Raw genomic sequence first — 18269 nt, forward strand, 5'->3', positions numbered from 1 at the left:
TCCATAAAGAAAAGAGTAATGTGTGCCCCACCGTTTATAATAAAAATTCTGCGCAGGGCAATGAAAGTTGTTAGCGTCTAACGATTAACTATACGTTGACGTTCAAATTCACGAATTTTTTCAACGTATTGTTGCAAACTTTGTTTGGTTAGTAATGAACGTCTAGCATCATAAATCTGGGCTGAAAATTCATCGGCAATTTTACGAGCTGCGTTATGCATCATATTAAAAACCTGATGTGGTTCACCTTCAATAGGTAAAATCATAAACAATGACACACCTTGAGTGGTAAAGTTTTCCAGATTATCTATGTCAAAATTACCCGGTTTAAACATATTCGCTAAGCTAAACAAAACTGGGCCTTTGCCATTCGAGTTAACGTGGCGATGAAAAATATCTTGGTCACCAAACTTAAAGCCTAGAGTCAGCAACATAGGTAATAGTGCCGAGCCGGCAATACTTGTACCATCAGCTACTTTAACATTTAATACAAGTACCTCTTGTTGTTCGCTTGGTTTTTCTTGTGATGCCTGTGTTTTAATTTCATTGTCTGTCGAAATAGGCTCATCTTCAAAATCAATGCGCATTTGATCATCATCAATTTTTGGCTCTTTCTTTTTTCTTGCACTAACTGCTTTTTTACGTTTAACCAAGTTACGAGCTTGCTCGGTTAAACTCTCTTTAAAGCTAGATTTAACGTCTACTTCTTTCGTATTGGTAACTTGGCTGGCTGTTACGATGGATTTTTCAATACTTTGGCTATCTGCATTTTGTTTAACTGAACTTGGGTTAGCCGTGCTCTGGTTGGCATTACCTTCAGCGTTAGCTTGTTTCTTTAATAAAAATGGAGGAGGTTCCGGTGCTTGATAATTTTCTTGTGGTCCCCCTGCGATTTTTGCTGGATTAAGGTCAGAATTGGATACTTGGCTTACATTAAAAGACATGTCTTTTTCAGGTTTACTCGTATTCTTTTCTTCTTTTGCGATCGCAACGGTTTCCGCTGCTAATGACTGGTACTTTTCAGCAAATTCTGGTTTAGGTTGGGTTACAACAGAAGCGTAAATCTTTCCGCTGGCTTCTTTATCTGCGTGTTCTTTTGTCGTTTGAACAGGAACACTTAGATCTTTTTCTTGTTGCGTATCACCTTTGTTTACCGCTGTAGTATGAGTTGAAGCTTCCTCTGAAGCAGACTCTTTATTACTAGAAACAACTCTTACTGCACCAATACCTAGATCGTCAAACTGCTCCGCAGAAGTAATAGGTGTAGCTGTATCAGCAGTAAATTCAACATCCTGTGAGTCAACATCTATATTAAAATCTGAGATATCATTAGTATCTTGATTTTCAGTATCTTCTTCACCTATTGTCCATTCTTGGTGTGTTAGTTCTAACTCTGTATCGTCTTCTACCTTATCAGTGCTTTTACCTTCGCTATTTTTTCTAGAAAGCCAAATTCCGTGTGCAGCTACCCCGACAATAATACATCCACCGATAACCAACAAAGACCAACGTAATACATCTTCCATCAAAAACTTACTCTTATTATTGTTAATTTCTATTAAGCTTGCGCAATGGCAACTGCTTCATCTACATCGACCGCAACCATTCTAGAAACACCAGGCTCAGCCATTGTTACCCCTGTCAAATGTGTTGCCATTTCCATCGCAATTTTATTATGGGTAATATATATAAATTGAACACTTTTTGACATTTCTGAAACCAATTTACAGAAACGCCCTACATTTGCATCATCTAGTGGAGCGTCGACTTCATCTAATAAACAAAACGGCGCTGGATTGAGTCTAAAGATAGCAAACACCAATGATAAAGCGGTCAGCGCTTTTTCTCCACCCGAAAGCAGGTGAATTGTACTATTTTTCTTTCCTGGCGGCCTAGCCATTATTGTCACGCCTGTTTCTAACAAGTCATCGTCTGTTAATTCTAAGTAGGCAGCACCACCACCAAAGACTTTTGGAAACAACATTTTAAGGTCTGAATTTACTTGCTCAAATGTTTCTTTAAATCGTGTTCGTGTTTCTTTGTCAATTTTACGTATAGCCTGCTCTAATATGTCGAGGGCTGATACCAAATCATCGTTTTGTGTGTCGAGATGACTCTTACGTTTTGCTTGTGTTTCGTATTCTTCTACGGCAGCTAAATTCACAGCTCCCAAACGACCAACAGAAGCCGTTGTTTTTTCTAACATGTTTTGCCAGTTATTTTCTTCAGCTTCTGCTGGCAAATCATTAATCACATGTTTAATGTCTTGATGCATTTCCTTCAACTGCTCAAGAAAGCCATTCGCTCTTACTCGGTAACCTTCACATTCAAGCTTAATGCTTTGTAAGTCTGTTAACATGAGTTGGATTTTATTGGTGACGCCTTGTTGGCCTTTTTCCGCCACAGAAAGATTTTCTTCAACCACTAACAACTCTTGCTTTAGTTGAGTTTGCACTAATTCTATTTCTGCTTTTTCCTCAAGCAATGTTTGCAGCGTTTCTTCTTGTTCTTCAAGTGGCAAAGCAAGTTCGGCTAACTCTGCTTCTAATAGTCCAATTTTATCCTGCATATTACTCATTAACAGGACTTCTCTTTGTACATTACTTTTAAGTCCGTCGTATTGACTTTGAATAGTTTGTACCTGTAAAGCAAGTTGATGGATCTTGTTTTTGTTTGCCTCTAAATTAATTCGAGATTGATTTACTTTTTGTTGCTCTTGTTCTTTCTTTTGTTCATGGCCTAACACATTTTCTTGCAACTCTTCCAGATTGAGCTCTAACTCTTCAGCCTGCATACTAAGTTCTTCTAATTCCTGCTTTTCACCCTCAAAGGTTTCTTGTTGACGTGTTAATTCTCCACTTAACTTATTGTTACGACTGAATATTTGTTCTTTTTGCTGGATTAACAAACTTAGCTTGCTTTTATTTAGCTCCAGGTTACGCGTAGCCGTATCCAGGGATTCTTTATGGCTGGTATTTGAAATACTTACTAGCTCTAAGGCTTTATTGGCAGGTTCAAGTGTTTCTTGAACTAAGAGTAATAAACCTTCTAGTTCTGTTTTTTCGCCGTTTAAGGCTTTTATCTGATTTGTTCGTTTTAAAACACCTACCTTCTCATCTAGATTAGAAGCAATTAGCCACTGATGACTCAACCAATTTCCGTCTTTTGTAACGACACTTTCGTTTTCTTTAAGGTTAGGTAGTAATTTTTCTGCTTCTAACAAAGTGTCTGTGACTAAGATCTGGGTTAACCAAGAAGGAACAGAATCAGTATTTAATTTACTTGCTATGCTCGTCAAAGGTATTTCTTTGCAATACTTACCTTCAAATATCCAGGACGTTCCAAGCTGCTCAGCTAAACTTTGCATTTCTAACTTATTAAGATCTTCAGTATTATTGATTAGATTAGCTTTTTGCCATTGACTAGTTATCGTTTCAAATGCAGTTTCCCAGCCCGGTTGTATATCTAATGTCTGTAACCAAGGTTGGGTTATTATGCCACTAAGTGACTGAGTGTCTTCTTCTTCATTTAACCCTAACTCTGATTCCTGGATGACAGTAAGAGCGCTTAATTGAGCATTAATACCTTGAAGTTCACCTTGTTTAGTAAATATTTTATTTTCTATTGTTTTGACATTTTCTTGGGCGTTGAAAAGGTTATCTTCTTGAGTTTGGGTTTGTTCACTTAGTTCTTCTACTTGATGTTCCAGATTAAGTATTTGCTCTTGTCTCTGTTCTATCTCAATATCTAAATCATCATTCAGTTCGTCATTCAGTTCGTCTTTTAGTTCACCGATCCTTTGTTGTGTGCGTAACTGGATTTGCATTAAGGATTGAATTTTACCGTGACAAGACTGGGCCTGAACTTTGTTTTGATTGAATGTTTGTTCTTGATGACGCCATTGATTTTGGAAATGTGTAAAACTTTCTTCAGCTTCCAACAAACTCATATCTAGCTGCTCAATTTGTTCATCAAGTAACTCTTTTTCAGGTAATAATATCTCTAGCTGCGCAGATAACTCATCAATTTTAATTTTAGAGTCTTGGTGATGGTTTTCGTGTTCTTTTACAGAGGCAGCTGAAGATATTATTTCTTGTTCAACTTGTTGGCGCCTTTGTTTCGTATGAATTTGGTTTTGTTCAATACGTGTTATATCAGTGCCCACTTTAAACACTTGTTCTAGGTAACGTGATAACGTTTGTTTAATATCTTGTTGCTGCTCCTTATACAAGGTGATGTCTTTTTCTTCACCTCTTTGTTGTGCAACATACGCCTCTATTTCAGAGTTTTTTTGCTCAATATCGGTTTCTAGTAATTCAATCTTTTTACTGTGTTTTAGCCAACGAATTGCTGCAAGTTCAGCTTTATATTTACGTTCATTTTGTTTTAGTTCTTTAAAGCGTTTGGCTGCAGCGGCTTGTCTTTGAAGTTTTTCTAATTGTTGACCTAGCTCCCCTCTCACATCTTCTAAACGTTCCAGGTTCTCTTTAGTGTGGCGGATCCGTGTTTCGGTTTCTCGCCTGCGCTCTTTATATTTAGAAACACCCGCAGCTTCTTCTATAAACCCCCTCAGATCTTGCGGTTTAGATTCAATTAGGCGCGATATCATGCCTTGTTCAATAATGGCATAGCTACGAGGACCTAGGCCTGTCCCAAGAAACAAGTCAGTAATGTCTCTTTTTCTGCATTTTGTGCCATTAAGCAAATAACTTGATTGGGCTTCTTTAGTCACAACTCGCTTAACGGACAATTCATTATAACCTGCAAATTCACCTTGAATTCGGCCCGATGAATTATCAAAAACTAGTTCGACACTACATTGTGAAACGGGTTTTCTGGCGGTTGACCCATTAAAAATAACGTCCGTCATGGCGTCACCACGTAGATTCTTAGCCGAACTTTCGCCTAAAACCCATCTAACAGCGTCAATAACGTTTGATTTGCCGCAGCCGTTAGGCCCGACAACAGCGGTCATTTCTGATGGGAAAGGGATTGTGGTTGGATCAACAAATGATTTGAATCCAGCCAACTTAATCTTTTTTAAGCGCATAAATTAGCGAACAACAGCCCGTATATTATTATTTTTCTATTTAGTGATGTATGAATGTACCAAAAGTAATCAAGTGTAACAATTGGCGTTTTGATCTATCACACTTCCTACGTATAATAATTGATAATTGTTCTTAAAATGGCGTATTTTCAAACAGTTAATACCCAATCTGTAATTATATATAGGTGCATTGTGGATTACTTTCTTCAAGGGTTTACTCTTATTCGTACAAAAGGTTTAAAAAGATTTGTATTTATACCCCTCGCCATAAATTTAATTTTATTTTCAGTGGCTTTCTATTTTTTATTTGGTGAAATTAGCGACAGCATTCAATGGATAGTTAACCTAATCCCAGATTGGGATTGGCTAGCTTGGTTAAAACAAGGTCTTAGTTACATTATTTGGCCCATTGCTTTAATCAGCATCTTACTGGTTTTTGGGCTAATATTTGGCACTTTGGCCAATTGGATTGCGGCACCATTTAATGGCTTGTTATCTGAAAAGGTAGAACAACACCTTACCGGGCAAACGTTGAGTGATACGGGAGTAATGGATATTGTTAAAGATATCCCACGCACCTTAGGTCGAGAGGTTGCAAAATTGGTTTATTACTTACCTAGAGCGTTTGGATTTCTCGTGCTGTTTTTTATTCTTCCTATCATTGGTCAGGTATTGTGGTTCATGTTTAGTGCGTGGATGATGGCGGTGCAATATTGTGACTATCCTTTTGATAATCACAAAGTCCCCTTTAAAAAAATGAAGTTTGTTTTACGAGATAATAAATCGCAAAGTTTCAGTTTTGGAATTACTGTCAGTGTGTGTTCTTTGATCCCGATAGTTAACTTTTTAGTCATGCCCGTTGCTGTGTGTGGTGCCACCGCGTTATGGGTTGACGAGCTTAAAGAACAATCTATTTAACCAAAGCTCGGGTTAATTAAGTTTAGCTCGGATTATTTAGTTGTAACCAATTTATATAAAGCCTCACTGCTTATAGGTGAGGCTTTGTTTTTGCCATTATTCAATTCCAATGATTTTATCAGTTTTACAATCTTTTGATTGGCTGGACAGCTTAAACCATGAGCATTGCCTTGTTTTACTAAGGCACCATTCAAATAGTCTATTTCTGTAGGTTTTCCCTGGGATATATCCCACCACATAGACGTTTTCACGTTAGGATCGATGGCTAACATTTTATTGGCCAAACGTTTAAATAACCAATTAGGAAGTTTCAAAAGAATAGGCAAAAAGTTGGCTGGAATAGGAGTTAATTTTGGCAAATCTATTCCACTTGCCTTTGTCACAGCTAATAACTCCTGCATTAAAACTGCAATCACATTTCTGTAATTGGCTTGCTCTAACATAGCTTTAACGGGAGTATCAGCCAACGCACAAACAGCATTACTTAGGTTTAGTTGCAGTTTTGCCCACAACAAAGCCGTTATATTATCTGTTACACAAGTAGGCATTAAATCACAATTGATGGAATCAACAAGTTTAGTAGACGTTGGATTAGAAGCTGCTATTTGCTCAATTGTGAGTTGGCCTTCAGACCCCTTGTGATAATGCCCACGCTTTAATTCAACCACATTGAACGGCACCATCACTCTTAGTACAGAATTATTTGGAAAGGCCTTTTGCACCTGACTTTTGGAACCTAACCCATTTTGACAACACAAAATAATCGTATTGTCGGTTATTAGCTCTTTCATATCCAACAAAGCAGACGTTAAGCCTGTGCATTTAACGGTTAACCACAGATATTCAATCTGCGACGGTTTAGATAGATTTTCTATCTTTGTTTCTTCAAAAGTACAAACATTAACCTTAGAAACAGGTATTTGGTTTTCAAGATAATCCGTTAATACTAATCCATCTTTAAGTTTCGTTTTTACCTGAGCGCGACAAATTAAAGTGGTATTTATGCCTAAAGAAGTTAACACGCCACCTATATAACAACCAATAAGCCCTGCACCAAAAACCACGTGTTTTTTGTTTTTATCAATACTCATATGTCGCTACACCTAACGCTTTAAAACAAGAATATAACGGGAATTAACCTTATTAGCTAAAATAAAAATATAACCTTTAAAACAGCTTACGACATAACCTAGTCTCTAACCTTGGTTAAATTTCATAATACAATAAAATTAAAATGGCTATTGAACTTAAGGCCACTAAATGTAACCCTGAAAACGGTTACATTTAATTAACATATAGGTTCCCTTTGATGACAATAGTGAAGTCTCGCAGTATTTTAATCCCTCCATTGGCTACTATATTTGTAGCGTGTGGAGGCGGTGGTTCAACAAGTAACACGCCCCCACAAACGAATACCCCACCGGCTGCGCCGGCTAATGTGGCGCCAGTAGCCAATGCCGGGGACGACCAAACTATCGACGAATTAAGTGTGGTCAACCTAAGCGGAAGTGGTACTGATTCAGATGGCAGTATTAATAGTTATAGTTGGACACAAACGTCAACGGGCACAAGCATTACCTTAACAAACGCTAATACGGCCTCGGCGTCTTTTACGGCACCTGATGTTACAGCTAATGAAACAATCACTCTTGAACTAACAGTCACAGATGACGACAACGCCACTCATAAAGATTCTGTTGAAATTACCATTACCCATATTGAACCCACTGATCCCAATCCAGTAGAACCTGTTGAACCAGAGCATACTATTCCTCAAGGTGGTACTCTAATATCTGCATCTAACCCCATAAATTCGGCTAGTCTTTGGGCTGGAAATGGTGCTCAACCAGTGGGCACCATGACAGTGGTGAATGTTGAACATGATGACTTTCAACAAGCTTTAGAAGTAGACATAACCAATCCTAGTGGTGTGTCGTGGAATGGCCAAATTAGCATTCCGGTTACCGGTGCAGTCGAGGTTGGCGATAATGTACTGTTAAGAGTTTTCTTTCGTACATTAAATAGTGACTATGAAACAGGCACAGGGTTTACTCGAGTTCTTTTGCAAGGACCAGAGCCAGACTATTACAAAATAATAAACAGAAACATTAATAGTGCCAGTGAATGGGTTGAGTATTTTCTCTCTGCAACAGTTGCGAAAGATTTTGCTGACGGGGAGTTAGGGATTTTATTTGAATTAGGTGCCGGTGATAAACCTCAAAGCTTTCAAATTGGTGGGGTTCAATTATACAACTATGAGCAATCTTTAAGCTTAGAACAATTACCCAACACTGAATTAACTTATGACGGTAGAGATGCGGATGCTCCTTGGCGTACAGAGGCTTTGGCCCGTATAGAAGAACATAGAAAAGGCGACTTCACCCTTACGATAAATGATCATAATGGAGACCCGATAAATAATCTTGATATTGATTTACATTTAGCCAACCATGCTTATCACTTTGGTTCAGCTATAGCCAGCGGACAACTACTTGAAGAAAGTGAAAACGGAGACATTTACCGCGAAAAGGTTTTAGAGTTATTTAATCAAGCAGGTCCCGAAAACTCCCTAAAATGGGGTTCATGGGCGGGTGAATGGGGTGAGTATTATTCTCAAGCTAACACCATAAGTGCTCTGGAGTGGTTAAAAGAACATAACATTTATGCTCGAGGTCATGTTTTAGTGTGGCCGGCTCAGCGTAACTTACCAAATTATTTGGACCAATACATAACAGAAGATCCTAGCCAAGCCGATCCTCAATTACTAGTAGAAGTCACTAACCATATTAACGATGTGAGTACCCAAACTTCCCACCTTTTAGACGAATGGGATGTATTAAATGAACCTTATGATAACCACTATTTGATGGATGCTTTTGGTGATGAGGTTATGGTTGATTGGTTTGAACTTGCGAGAAGTAATCTACCAGAACATAAACTCTATATTAATGATTACAGCATCCTATCTGGTGGCGGATTAGATGTAGCTCATCAAGAACACTATGCAAAAACAATAAAGTACCTTGTGGACAACGAAGCGCCAATAGACGGTATAGGCCTACAAAGTCACTTTAGTGAAGTGTTAACTGGCATTCCAAAGGTATATGAAATATTAGATGGAATTCATCAAGCTAATCCAAACTTACTTATTCGTTCAACTGAATTTGATGTTAAAACTACCAATGAGCAACTTCAGGCCGATTACACTCGGGACTTTATGACATTGTTTTTTAGTCATCCTTCAACCGTAGGTATTCAGTTATGGGGTTTTTGGGCAGGCAGACATTGGTTCCCCGATGCAGCTATGTATCATTTAGATTGGACAGAAAAGCCAAATGCTTTGGTTTGGAAAGATCTGATTTTTAATCAATGGCATAGTGCGTTTAATGAAAAAACAGATGAACAAGGTCAATTTAAAAGCCGAGGATTTTACGGTGAATATACCCTCTCCTTTACCCACAATGATAAAGAACAGGTTTTTTCTGTTGTTGTTGAAAAAGGCAATGAAAATCAAATAACCATAAGATTACCTGAATAAATACTTGTACTGAGGTAAGTTTTAACAAACGGCTTAAAGATGATTAATCTTTAAGCCGTTTTTTTATGCTTTACTATTTTATGAAGCTAACTTATATATTTGACTTACTTGAGCCTCAGATTTAATTGCTAAATTGTTATAAGTAAAACTATTTCAGTGTAGCGGCAGTGTTTGACTTAAAAGCTCAGTTAGTGGAAACTGTTTAGACGGCTAAACGTCTAAAACTTATATTCAAGGTTAAAATCAATGTCAGTTCAAGAGTCAGAATTACGCACTCGTTATAACGATATCTCACGAGGTGTTTATTTTATTGGTACTACTCCACCTAAAAGTGATACCCCATCCGAACAAGTTGAAACCATTGCCAATAAGTTACTTGAGCGTGTAAGCGACATTGATTTTGACGGCTTGATTGTATATGACATCCAAGATGAAGGTTCTCGAATTAGTAAACCTCGTCCTTTCCCATTTAAATCTACCCATGATCCTCGTTGGTATTCGTCTTTATTAAACAAAAAGTCTGGCCGCCCAGTAATCACTTATAAAAGTGTTATACAGTCAAACAAACAAGAATTTAACGATTGGGCAGACGAAGCCTGGCAAAAATATGGGGTTAAAGATGTAGTGTTAGTGGGGAGTCCTTCAAAAGATATTCAAGCGTCACTCCCCCTCAATAAAGCTTATGAAACCTTAGTTGAAAGCCAACACCCATTCTTTATGGGCGGTGTGACAATCGCCGAGCGGCACGTGAGCAAAGGCAATGAGCACCAACGTTTGATTGAAAAACATCAACAAGGCTGTAACTTCTTTATTTCTCAAGCCATATACAACCCTCAAGCCACCATTGACTTGTTAACCCGTTATGCCATCGAATGCCAGAAATTAAATATTAAACCTCAAAGGATCATATTGACCTTTTCACCATGTGGAAGCCAAAAAACCTTAGAGTTTATAGACTGGTTAGGCGTGAGTGTGCCTGAAGCAACAAGTTTGCGGATTTTAAATGCTGACAAACCTTTGTATGAATCGATTCGAATATGTAGCAATGGACTTCAACAGATATTAGATGCTGTGATCCCCTATGATTTACCACTTGGTTTGAATATAGAAAGTCTAACAAATCGTAAAGAAGAAATTGATGGGTCTATCTTGTTGTACAAGCTGCTACGTTCAAAAATGGATTTTTATCTAGCAAAACAAGAACTACGAAAATTAAATGCTTCAGCTTAGGCTTTTAAAAATTTAGTTAACCTGAAGTCGGCTTACCCCGAGCTTAGGTTACTTAAAAGGCAGCTATAAAATAGCTGCCTTTTTTGGATATACCGATAATAGTACCGATAACAGCACCGATTTTCGAACACTTGCTATTCGCTAGTAAGTTTTTGCTTTGTTACCAGCCTCTACTTGAGAGTCCACCGTATACCGAACCACTTTTGGAACACCTTCTCCCCTAGCCTCTTTTAACACTGGACGCCAAGCTTTACGTAACTCAGACAATTTTTGTTGGTGTTGTTTTTGCTCGACTAAATTCACTAATTCAGTGGGATCATTACGTAAGTCATACAACTCTTCGTAGACTGCAGGCTCGCCATGCAAACTTGAATCTAAATAATCTCTGTAAACCACTATGTCATTGTCATGCATGCCGTACAACACCTTGTTGACTGGAATGTTTAACTCTTTAGCCAACTCAATTTTACGTGTAGCAGACATATTATTGTTTTTGTAATAACGAATGTACTTCCAATCTTGGGTTTGAATGGCTTCACATCTTGGGTTACCAAAATGAGTAGACCACAAGTTTTCAGAAAATACATAATCCCGTTGGGTGTTATTTCCCTTATAAATCGCGTCTCTTATGTCTTCACCTTGCATAGTTTTTGGTACGTCTACACCTGCAAGTTTTAACATGGTTGGCGCAATATCTATGCTTTGCACTAAGGCTAGGCTTTTATGTGATTTAACGTCCTGTCTTGGATCAAATACAATTAAAGGTACATGGGTAGTTTTCTCATAACATAGGGCTTTTCCACCTAAACCTTGCTCGCCCATAAATAAACCATGGTCAGAGGTAAAAATAATCACAGTATTGTCTGCTAAGCCCTGACGTTTTAGTTCTTTTTTTAGGTTGCCAACTAATCTATCAATGCCGGTCATTGCTTGTAATTGACGGGTATAACGTTCTTTTAATGCATCGGCTGTATCGGAATAATTGTAACCGGCTTGTCTATCTTCAACTTTAAGTAAATCTGCAGGAAGTTTAGGTTGTTTTATGTCAGCTTTGGCAATGTAGCTTTCTGGTAGTGGGATGTCAGTATCACGGTATTTAGTACGATATAAAGCATCATCTGTTGGCCTCATTTTCATATTACTAGTACCCGCACCATGAGGTAAGTTAAAGTTGATAGACAACATAAACGGTTTGTTTTCAGGTCGTCTATCTAAAAACTTGATAGCTTTATCAAACTTGTGTTTGTTTGAATTTAGAAAATCTAAGGTGCCTTCTTCGACTATTTCAACCTGCGTGTTTGATTCAGCTTCAGAAAAAATGGTGTGTTTTTCTTTAGGGTAAAAGAAAATATGACCATTACCTGCGTACCAATAGTCAAAGCTAGATTCCATTAGTCCAGTTGCATATCCTTTTTCGCCCACAGGTGTATGGTTTTTACCTACCCAACCTGTGTAATAGCCAGACTCCCTAAGCTTTACCGGGTATGAGTTTGCCCATGCTTCAGGGGAAACCGCTGTAGCAGAGTTAAAGTTTACTCCGTGTTTACGTTCGTATTGCCCTAACAATAGTGAGATACGACTTGGCGTACAAATAGCGCTAGACACATGGGCATTGGTAAACAACACTCCTTGATTGGCTAATTCATCAATGTTCGGGGTTTCTACTATTTTATTACCCGTTACACCTAAATAACCATAAGGTTGGTCATCGGTAAGTATCAAAATAATATTGGGTTTCTTGTGATTACTAACTAAGGACTGGCTCGCAGCTTGGGTAGCCATACAATATAAAGTTAACAACAGCGCTATACCATATCGAATACTTTTTATTAAATTCACTAATTTCATAAAGGTGAAAAATCCTATGTATTTATATTTTTTCTAATTTCCAATGCAAAGTCTTAGTTTGATTAACTTGATAAATCTGACTAAATAATGCGTCTACTTCTTTTCTCAGTTTTTGCTCGTCTTTGACAAATTCAAAATAACTAGCCACCACCCCTTTTAAATAACTATGCCAAGGTTTACCAATGGATTTGTCTAAATGTTTTGATAACACTTGCTTAACTATTGTCTCATTAGATAAATCTGTTTCAGGATATTTACTCAACATTGTGAATCGAACATGTTGAATATTGCGAATATTTCCCGACGTTTTTGCACGCTGGTCGTTTAACTGTTTAACGTTTAAAGCTTGCTGATACATCGGTGTAAGTTTATTTGCACTAAGGTCAAGCCCACCCAATAATTGTTTATGGGAATACTCCCCCACAACTGTGCCGTCTATGCTCAATTTGTAATATCCAACTTTTAGCCCTGACACTTTAAAAGGCATTTTATTCATTTCTTTTTGGAAAGATATATCTGCTGATAATGCGGCTTGTTCACTGTTTAATGGATAAGGTAAGGACAAGGGTTTGCAATAGAAAGACAAACTAGTTTGACTCACTACCAAGTCACCATCTTGTTCACAATTGTCCATTTTGTAGTTGTTAGGATCACCTACATTAAACTGGAAATCAGCTACTTTATTTTGTGCTAAACCTTGCGCTTTAAGGTAACTATAGGCCATTACAAAATGGCCTTGTTCACCTGGATGTACCCTATCTTCACCAATTATGCTGGCACTTGGATCTTTAAATTGCCATTTATGATTAATGTTTAACAAAGGTGTTTGAAAGTCCACAATCCCAGCATTGTATTTTGGCGCCATTGTTTTAAGCGCTTGACCATACACAGCTAGCTCGTCATTTCGGCCCACATTATTGAAAACTTTTACCTTTGCCGTTTGATCATAAATAGACGGAGTCAATATGGTTACATCGACATTTTTGCTCTTTAAATTTTCAACTAAGCTACGCATATTGTGTAAATACTTATCGCGGATAGTCTTTTGTTGTTTAGCTTGGTCGAGCTTTTCTTGTTTAGTATTAGCTTGATTTGCGTACAACCAACTACCGACATCGTTCATACCTAACATAATGCTAGCTTTAGTTGGGTTATGTAAAAGTACGTCTTGCTCTAATCGCTTTAAAGTACCGTGGGCCGTATCTCCCGAAATACCCGCATTGTAATATTTGAATGGTTTGTTTGGGTATCGGGTCGCATGAAATAAAAAGATATCTTTATGGTAACTCCCACCGTGAGTAATAGAGTCACCAATAAACACCATCACATCACCTTTTGTAAAGTTTGGTGCCGCATTTGATTGTTCGTCCACATTTGCATTTGCAGCCGTAGTTAACACAAACGAAAGTCCAGCGACCCCAAATACACAAAGTAAAATGTAACGACTAGTCAAGATTAGATCTCTAAACTTCATATTTATTTCCTGTTTAAATCACAAAAGAGCAATCTAAGTTGCTCTATTTGATCCTTAATTGACTTGAATGGTTTTAGTTGCACTTAGCCCATCTTTAAAATATGTCGGCTTTCTATTTGCTGAAAGCGGATATGCATCATGCCAAGAATGAATCGCGATCTGGGCCTGTCCTTTTTGATGTGCGGTAATTTCACCAAATTTATCAACAGACAATACCGTTGGATTACTCGAGCTCCAAACCACACCCTGCCTTTTGGCTTCTTTAGGCAATACAGTACTAACAAGTTGCATACTTGTTCCCACGGTTAATGTATCACTTGGTGCGTTGATAGATAGCTCTGTAACAGGGTGTAACTTGTTTCTATCCAACACTTTGCCTAACAAGTCGTAGCCCGCTTTTTGTTCTTGAGTCAAAGAATCAAGTGCTAGTCCGCTATATCTTTTAATGCCCCATCTTGCTTCGACTACCTTGTCGCCAACTCGTTCTAATCGATCCGTTCTAAGATCAAAAAATCGTCCTGAAGGGAATTCTTTGCTAGGCGCATATCGCTTAAAGTCTTTGTTAAAAGCGTAAATAATGCCTAAATCGTCCACATCCTTGTAGGTATTATTACCAATAAACCAAGTATAAATATGTTTTCTTGGTTCACCGTCTGCACCCTGTGCCTGTGGCCAAAAGCTAATACCATCTACTTGTTCGGCGTTGGGCATACTTATGCCGGCAGCTTCAGCTATGGTTGGGTAAATATCAGTAAGGTTAACCAAACCATCATAAGAACGATAACTACCATCACTATTTGCAGGGACTTTGTTAGGGTAATTTAAAACCAAAGGAACGTGTAAACCATTATCAGCATTACCACCTTTTCGACCTGGATAGATACTTCCGTCTTCTAACACATGGCCAAATGTCTCTTTAGTGCCGTTGTCTCCCATAACAACTATTAGGGTCTTTTCGCGCACACCTTCTTGCTCTAACTTGTTAACCACATTTCCAATTAACTTATCCATATACTCAATCATGTCAGGGAAATACTCACGATCATCCCCTCCTTGATTGTTGTATTGAGCCACTTCTGGAAATGAATCGAATACTGAGTTGGGTTTAGTGTCAGGCGTCGGTTTATGATCATCATGAACTAAAATCATGGGGTAATACAAAAAGAATGGTTTAGTCTTATTGTCTTCAATGAACTTTAACGCCTGGCGATTAACAATATCAGGCCCATACCAACGGCGACCAGTTTCAGGATCTAGGTCAGTACGTTTATTATAATTCAGCACCTCACCATTTATGACTAAATTAGGATTGATAAAACGCTGACCTTGGTCAATCACATCAAAAGCAGCGTAGTCATCCCATCCAAATTCACTAATGTATTTTTCTCCTGGTATCTCTTTGGTACCTCGGGTTTGTTTCCATTTCCCGTATAAGCCCGTTGTATAACCCGCTTTTTTAAAAGCATCACCAAAGGTTAAATCTGATGCATGTTGAGATTTAGGCTTTAAATAATTCCTATCGTTATTTTTACCACTCATTAAGGCTATACGAGTATTTTCGCAAATTGGGTAAGCAAACGCCCTATCTACTCGTAAACCGCCTTTTGCTAGTTGATCTATATTCGGTGTACTAAAAACTTTGTTAGTGAATTCTCCATCGTAACTATGTAACCGATTAGCACCATATGCTGTTACACCATAGTGGCTTAAATCATCAATCAGGATTAACACAATATTAGTTTTATCATGAGCACTAAGACTTGAGTCTTTAATTAGACTCTTAGTATGTAGTTCACTGTTGTTTTCACTATCGTTATTGACTACTTTTGATTCACCACAACTAGTGCTTAACAAAGCAATAGCCACTGAAATTAACAATTTATTTTTCATTCTCGATTTACCAGTTTAGAATTTTCATACACACAACTCGAGTGCATATATAAAAACAATGGGTTATTTATGTGTCTAGTATTAACTAAAAATATAGACACCTAAAACTTTCTTTACACAACAATTACAATTTACCTAGGGACATTCTAGCGTTTAAAGCGCTAACATAGAAATAGATTTCAATGATTAAATTTAAATTCCTTTTTTTACATTTAAATTTCACCACCAAAAAGAGCCTGAGTTATGATAAAAAAACTGAGTTTATTAAGCATTATACTAACTTGTAGTCTGGGTTATGGCCTTAAGGCATATGCCAGTGCAAAATCTAACCCCAAACCCAATATTTTGTGGATCGTGACAGATGACCAAAGGGCAGACAGTATTGCGGCATTCAATAAAGCCACCACTGGCAGCACCGAGAGTGCCCTTGGGTACGTGGCATCGCCTAACATTGACGCCCTAGCAAAAGACGGCGTAATGTTTACCCACGCTTACAACAACTCGCCTGCATGTGCTCCATCACGTGATTCCATGTTGATGGGCTTATATCCTCATCACAGCGGGCGCTACGGGTTTGAGCAAACTCACAATGAACATGATTTAGCCACTAAACCTATTCCTCAAGTATTAAGAGAAAATGGCTATCAAACGGTCAATATAGGCAAGTCTGGTTATCGAGTTTACGAATGGCAAAATAAACCCAGCTGGTCGTCAATGAATTTCTATGACCTAGAAGTCAATTACAAAAACGACCTAAACAAAAATGGCTTAACAGACTTTTACAAAGAAACGGTAAAGCGTAAGGGCACAACAAATATAAGAGAGTTATATTACTTTGATGATAATAGTGTGGGTGAATCTTGGTTAGTGAAAGAAAACGCCCCTCAACAACCTAATCAATCCATAGACAAAAAGTTAGATATATTAAGGGCCTACAGCCGAAAAAATAAAGATATGATCATAGGCGGAGTTTCTCCCAAACCTGCCGGGGAAACCCTTGATGGACATATAGTTAAAACATTTAAAGAATATTTAGCCCATCCTAACAAAAGCTATGAAACTAATTTTAAACGAAGCTTAACCGGTCCTAACAATGAAAAGCCATTAATGGTCAACCTTGGTTTTCATTTACCCCATACACCTGTTTTACCCCCACAATCTTTTAGAGATAAATTTAAAAACAAAGAGTACAAGATCCCTGAGTTTTCCAAAGAAGAACGTAAAAAGCTGCCTGCACAATTAAAAAAGTTATCTGAAGTGATGGATATGAGCACTTTGTCTGATGCCGACAAACAACAAGCAATTGCCGACTATTATGCCTTTTGTGCCTACGGTGACGCCTTAATTGGTGAGGCCATTGAATCTTTCAAACAATATAGTAAGAACAATCACCAAGAATATGTGATTGTTCTTACAGTGGGAGATCATGGCTGGCAATTGGGCGAACAAGGAATTGAAGCTAAATTTAGCCCTTGGAATACCTCTAACCAAGGCATTTTAATAGTGGCAGAATCTAGCCCTAAGGCATTCCCTAAAAATACCGTTTACTCAAACTTCGTTGAATACGTAGATATTGCGCCAACTTTATATGGTGCGGCACAAATCCCCCAAGCTAAAATCAATACACCATTAGATGGTTATGACTTAGCTGCAGTGATAAACAAGGCTGACAATAAACGTGATTATGTATTAGGAGAAATTAATCATGTTGTTGGGCCAAGAGCTTTTATTCGCTCCAGTGAATTTGCTTTTTCAATGCGTACTCGCCCGAAAAACAGTAAACCAGGTAAAGGTTTTAAACCTGGTGAAGATATAAAATGGGCTTACCAAGCTAGCCCTAAGCAAATGGAAATGGCGCTATACGACTTAAGATGTGATCCAAATGAGCAAAACAATATTGCCAATTCAAAACAATATGCAAAGGTCACAGCTTATTATAGGCAAAAGCTTGCGGATATTGTGCTCGGAGATGGCAGGGTAGAAATTGATTGGACCAAACAAAATAGTTATCACGTAAGTAACTTTGCCAAAGGCGCCGACGACAAAAATATTAAACAGTTTGCCAACCTCCCTACTTGTTCCATTTAATTAGGGAGGTTTTCTACATTTGGTGGCAGGAACAATTTAATATCTTAAAACCTCTTCGTGTTGTACTAAGTTACGGGCTATGCCTAAAATAGCTCGTACCTTATACACAACAAACCCTGTATCTATACACGATTTTTTGTGCTTATTATTGTGAACTTGGTAGAAGATACATATCGAAAAAAGACTTTTGTCTGTACTAAAAAGATGCATAACAATTTAGGGATTGTGACTAT

At 37.9% G+C, this 18269-nt stretch carries 10 protein-coding genes; 4 read left to right on the forward strand and 6 right to left on the reverse strand.

From position 1 onward, the window contains the following. Nucleotides 1-77 precede the first annotated feature (77 nt). Nucleotides 78-1526 (reverse strand): cell division protein ZipA, encoded by a 1449-nt coding sequence (zipA, locus tag ACSHXM_RS02025; protein ID WP_435687053.1) that lies wholly within the window; start codon nt 1524-1526, stop codon nt 78-80. A gap of 32 nt (nt 1527-1558) precedes the next feature. After that, nucleotides 1559-5050: a chromosome segregation protein SMC gene (gene smc / locus ACSHXM_RS02030; RefSeq protein WP_435687054.1), complete on the reverse strand. Its 3492-nt coding sequence runs from the start codon at nt 5048-5050 to the stop codon at nt 1559-1561. 192 nt (nt 5051-5242) lie between these two features. Here smc and cysZ point away from each other — a divergent pair, with 192 nt between their 5' ends. Next, a complete protein-coding gene (cysZ, locus tag ACSHXM_RS02035) occupies nt 5243-5968 on the forward strand; it encodes a sulfate transporter CysZ (RefSeq protein ID WP_435687055.1) in 726 nt (241 codons plus the stop codon). 32 nt (nt 5969-6000) lie between these two features. Here the strand turns inward: cysZ and ACSHXM_RS02040 are convergent, their stop codons facing one another. Further along, entirely contained in the window at nt 6001-7059 is a 1059-nt protein-coding gene (locus ACSHXM_RS02040) for a 2-dehydropantoate 2-reductase (RefSeq protein ID WP_435687056.1), read from the reverse strand. A 218-nt stretch (nt 7060-7277) separates the two neighbouring features. On the opposite strand from ACSHXM_RS02040, the gene ACSHXM_RS02045 reads away from it, so the two are divergent. Together ACSHXM_RS02045 and ACSHXM_RS02050 are read left to right on the forward strand one after the other, a co-directional pair. After that, on the forward strand, nt 7278-9506 hold the full coding sequence (locus tag ACSHXM_RS02045) for an endo-1,4-beta-xylanase (protein ID WP_435687057.1): 2229 nt from the start codon (nt 7278-7280) through the stop codon (nt 9504-9506). A gap of 246 nt (nt 9507-9752) precedes the next feature. Beyond that, nucleotides 9753-10736 carry a methylenetetrahydrofolate reductase gene (locus tag ACSHXM_RS02050; protein ID WP_435687058.1) on the forward strand — a complete coding sequence of 328 codons (984 nt, stop codon included), beginning with the start codon at nt 9753-9755 and terminating at the stop codon, nt 10734-10736. 141 nt (nt 10737-10877) lie between these two features. Here ACSHXM_RS02050 and ACSHXM_RS02055 read toward each other — a convergent pair whose 3' ends face one another. From ACSHXM_RS02055 to ACSHXM_RS02065, 3 genes are read right to left on the reverse strand one after another with little or no spacing between them, the layout of a single operon-like run. Next, nucleotides 10878-12584 carry a sulfatase-like hydrolase/transferase gene (locus ACSHXM_RS02055; protein ID WP_435687059.1) on the reverse strand — a complete coding sequence of 569 codons (1707 nt, stop codon included), beginning with the start codon at nt 12582-12584 and terminating at the stop codon, nt 10878-10880. Nucleotides 12585-12606: 22 nt separating this feature from the next. Continuing rightward, complete coding sequence (locus ACSHXM_RS02060) at nt 12607-14058, reverse strand: SGNH/GDSL hydrolase family protein (RefSeq protein WP_435687060.1); 1452 nt, start codon at nt 14056-14058, stop codon at nt 12607-12609. Between the two features lie 54 nt (nt 14059-14112). Continuing rightward, nucleotides 14113-15948, reverse strand: a complete 1836-nt coding sequence (locus ACSHXM_RS02065; protein ID WP_435687061.1) for a sulfatase-like hydrolase/transferase — start codon at nt 15946-15948, stop codon at nt 14113-14115. A gap of 243 nt (nt 15949-16191) precedes the next feature. Between ACSHXM_RS02065 and ACSHXM_RS02070 the strand changes: the two genes are divergently transcribed. Beyond that, on the forward strand, nt 16192-18036 hold the full coding sequence (locus ACSHXM_RS02070; RefSeq protein ID WP_435687062.1) for a sulfatase-like hydrolase/transferase: 1845 nt from the start codon (nt 16192-16194) through the stop codon (nt 18034-18036). The last annotated feature ends 233 nt before the right edge of the window (nt 18037-18269 follow it).

Origin of the sequence: Paraglaciecola sp. (genome assembly GCF_051252315.1) — a bacterium.
In the GTDB taxonomy this organism is placed as follows: domain Bacteria; phylum Pseudomonadota; class Gammaproteobacteria; order Enterobacterales; family Alteromonadaceae; genus Paraglaciecola.

Excerpts from the sequence above, each read along its gene's own strand:
- zipA (WP_435687053.1), bottom strand. The coding sequence starts at position 1,526 with ATGGAAGATGTATTACGTTGGTCTTTGTTGGTTATCGGTGGATGTATT.
- smc (WP_435687054.1), bottom strand. The coding sequence starts at position 5,050 with ATGCGCTTAAAAAAGATTAAGTTGGCTGGATTCAAATCATTTGTTGAT.
- ACSHXM_RS02040 (WP_435687056.1), bottom strand. The coding sequence starts at position 7,059 with ATGAGTATTGATAAAAACAAAAAACACGTGGTTTTTGGTGCAGGGCTT.
- ACSHXM_RS02045 (WP_435687057.1), top strand. The coding sequence starts at position 7,278 with ATGACAATAGTGAAGTCTCGCAGTATTTTAATCCCTCCATTGGCTACT.
- ACSHXM_RS02050 (WP_435687058.1), top strand. The coding sequence starts at position 9,753 with ATGTCAGTTCAAGAGTCAGAATTACGCACTCGTTATAACGATATCTCA.
- ACSHXM_RS02055 (WP_435687059.1), bottom strand. The coding sequence starts at position 12,584 with ATGAAATTAGTGAATTTAATAAAAAGTATTCGATATGGTATAGCGCTG.
- ACSHXM_RS02060 (WP_435687060.1), bottom strand. The coding sequence starts at position 14,058 with ATGAAGTTTAGAGATCTAATCTTGACTAGTCGTTACATTTTACTTTGT.
- ACSHXM_RS02065 (WP_435687061.1), bottom strand. The coding sequence starts at position 15,948 with ATGAAAAATAAATTGTTAATTTCAGTGGCTATTGCTTTGTTAAGCACT.
- ACSHXM_RS02070 (WP_435687062.1), top strand. The coding sequence starts at position 16,192 with ATGATAAAAAAACTGAGTTTATTAAGCATTATACTAACTTGTAGTCTG.